Annotated in this window: 2 protein-coding genes; both read left to right on the top strand. The window is 28.3% G+C overall.

Annotated features, from left to right (window positions below; all coding sequences use genetic code 11):
* The first annotated feature begins 236 nt into the window (after positions 1-236).
* The gene (locus tag EO083_RS09635) at positions 237-1,304 is read left to right on the top strand and encodes a CDP-glycerol glycerophosphotransferase family protein (RefSeq protein ID WP_126994237.1); all 1,068 of its coding nucleotides are present in this window, start codon (positions 237-239) and stop codon (positions 1,302-1,304) included.
* A 20-nt stretch (positions 1,305-1,324) separates the two neighbouring features.
* Positions 1,325-2,695, top strand: a complete 1,371-nt coding sequence (gene ispD / locus EO083_RS09630; protein ID WP_126994235.1) for a 2-C-methyl-D-erythritol 4-phosphate cytidylyltransferase — start codon at positions 1,325-1,327, stop codon at positions 2,693-2,695.
* The last annotated feature ends 438 nt before the right edge of the window (positions 2,696-3,133 follow it).

The following is a 3,133-nucleotide window of genomic DNA, read 5'->3' as shown; positions in this document are numbered from 1 at the left end:
ATGTTAATAGACACGCTTTCTGCTCATCCTAAAATGATTAGATTGATTGAAAAATAATTTTTACATTGGCCAGGGTGTATTATTCATGTTTTTTAGTTGAATTTGTAAGTTCTTTATTTAATAGACTATATTTTGGAGACATTTTTGGTTTTTGGGCTTATTGGTAAATTGATTTAATTATTTGTTGTGGATAAAATATTTTTAAATTATAGAATTTTTCCTGCGGAGGGGAATATATGAGTGTACTTTTAACAAAATTTATTGATGATGAAATTTTATATAACAATTTTTCAAGGTTAGATGAAAAAGTTTTTTTTTATGATATTTTTGAAAAAAGTATATTAAAGAAAGCTATGATTCTCTCCAAACATTTACTTTCTTCCTATTTTTCCGGTAATATGATAAACATACTTCAAGGAGCAACTCGATTTTTCTTGACAAAGAAAATCTTTAAAACAGCAATAAATATTTACATTAATCATGGCTGGGGAACTAAAAAAAGTCCTGGAATAAAGTATGTTTTTGATAAAAAAATCTTTTCTAGATATCGGATACTTCGGAAATATACTGACTATATAATATGTTATAGTGATTTTGATTCTACTTATTTTTTGCGTCACAAATTGCTTGATGATCTACCTTTGCCAAAATTTTTACCTTTAGGACATCCTAGAAATGATTTTTTGGTAAAAAATAAAAATAATAACCAAATAAAGATGATAATTAAAAAAAAATTAAATATTCCCCTTAATGATAATATAATCCTTTTTGCTCCAACGCATAGAGAATCGAAAGTATTTAATAATGACTATGACGAAAAGCTTATGGAAAAATTCATAGAAGAATTAAAGATTCTTGACAGTAAAATCTCGTATGAAAAAGGAATTACCTTATTGTTTCGACCTCATTATTATTGTAGTGTTAATAATTTGTTGTTTAAAAATATTCGTGTTGTTTCGTTAGATAAATTTCGTGATCCAAGACCATTAATGATTGCTTCTGACATTTTAATAACTGATTATAGCTCGATATTTGTAGATTATCTTCTTCTTCAAAAACCAATAGTATTTTATCAGCCTGATCTTGAATATTATCAAGAAATAAGAGGCCTTGTAATTGATCCAAATAACAAAATTCACATGCCAGGCCCAAAAATAAAAAGCTTGACAGATATTTTAGATCTAAAAGAGCATGATTTCAAAGAATATGATCTTGAAAGATCAAAAAAATTTTTTCATAAGTATAGCGACGACAAATCTACGGAAAGATTGATAAATTTTATTTTAAGTTTAGCGAAAAATTGAAAAAATTTGGAGGGATAATAATGTATTCAGGAGAAAAAGTTTATGGAATAATATTGGCTGGTGGTTCTGCAGAAAGATTTGGAGGACCATTGCCTAAACAATTTTTAAAGTTAGCTGGTAAAATGGTTATCGAACATACAATAGATATTTTTGAAAAGCATCCTTTAATTGACGAGATATATATAGTAGTTAATCCGAACTATGTTTACTTAGTTGAAGATCTATTGAAGAGATCAAATTACAAAAAGGTATCGAAAATACTTCGTGGTGGAAAAACAAGGCAGGAAAGCACAAAAATAGGTGTATTTGCAATACCTGAAAAAGATGGATTCGTACTTATTCATGATGCCGTGCGACCATTTGTTTCCCATCAAATAATTGATCAAGTAATAGAAAAATTATCTTCATATGAAGCCGTTGATGTAGCCATTTCATCCTCTGATACCATAATTAGAAAAAATGATAATAATGAAATTGTTGAAATTCCAGATCGTGATGAATTAATGCTTGGCCAAACTCCTCAGGGATTCCATATTTCAGTGCTAAAAAAAGCTTACAGATTGTTTGAACAAGAACCTGTAAAAGCTACAGATGATTGCAAATTAGTATTAGCTTATTCTTTAGGAAAAATTGGAATAGTTTCAGGAGAAAGATTTAACATCAAAATTACATATCCTGAAGATATGTACTTTGCCGATAAGATTTTTCAGGTTCGTTCTAAAAATGAAAGTGATTTGTCTGGAGATATAGGTAAGCTTAGAGATAAAATAATTGTTGTCTTTGGAGCAAGTAGGGGTATTGGTTATGAAATATTAAAGATGGCTGAAAATTTTGGAGCAAGGGTATATGGATTTTCTCGTAAAAATAATGTTGATATAAGCAAACCTGATGAAGTTAGGGAAGCATTAGAAAAAGTATACCATATTGAGGGTAAAATCAATTATATTGTTAATACTGCAGCAATTTTAAAGATGGGAACTCTTGAAGTTCGTGATTATGATTCTATAATTTCAGAAATTATGGTGAATTACTTTGGTAGTATTTCAATTATAAAAGAGAGTTTGAATTTTTTAAAGAAATCAAAAGGAATGCTATTACTTTTTACTTCTAGTTCGTATACAAGGGGTAGGTCACTATATTCTGTATATTCTTCTTCAAAAGCAGCAATAGTTAATCTAGTTCAATCTATAGCTGAAGAATGGAAAATTTATGATTGCAAAATTAATGCCATTAATCCTTCTAGAACAAATACGGAAATGAGAAGAGAAAACTTTGGTTATGAAAATCCTTCAACACTTTTATCACCAAAAAAAGTAGCGGAAATTTCTTTGAAAACTTTATTATCAAATATGACAGGGCAAGTCATAGATGTTCGTAGAGAGGATTTTTGAAATTAAGAAAAATGTTAATTGAGATTCAGAAAGTATTTTGTAATAAGACAGAGACTTCTTTGAAACATAAATATCTGAAATCTCATAGCTTGAGGAAACATTTGAAATTATTTTTCCAGAGGTTTTAAAAATAAACAATTAATTTAGAGACTAACTATCTTTAAGTACTTGATATTACATACATTATTTACTTTTCAAAGATTAATTTCTAATTTTACTAAACTTATTATAGGAGAATTCCAGGAAGAAAAAATTTGGTATAGAAAAAATAGACAGAGTGTTAAAAGATGGTAAAGATTATTGGAAAACAAAACAAATAAGATATACCAAGACAAATGACTCAATAGGAGTATATACTGCACCCCTGAAGGATTGGACAGAGAAAAAAGAGAGAGTATAATTTTTCACGAGGGGGAGTGAAAAGTATGAGAAGAAAGT

This window comes from Thermosipho globiformans, assembly GCF_003990895.1.
GTDB lineage: Bacteria > Thermotogota > Thermotogae > Thermotogales > Fervidobacteriaceae > Thermosipho > Thermosipho japonicus.
This window is presented reverse-complemented; position numbering and strand designations above follow the sequence as displayed.

Excerpts from the sequence above, each read along its gene's own strand:
- ispD (WP_126994235.1), top strand. The coding sequence starts at position 1,325 with ATGTATTCAGGAGAAAAAGTTTATGGAATAATATTGGCTGGTGGTTCT.
- EO083_RS09635 (WP_126994237.1), top strand. The coding sequence starts at position 237 with ATGAGTGTACTTTTAACAAAATTTATTGATGATGAAATTTTATATAAC.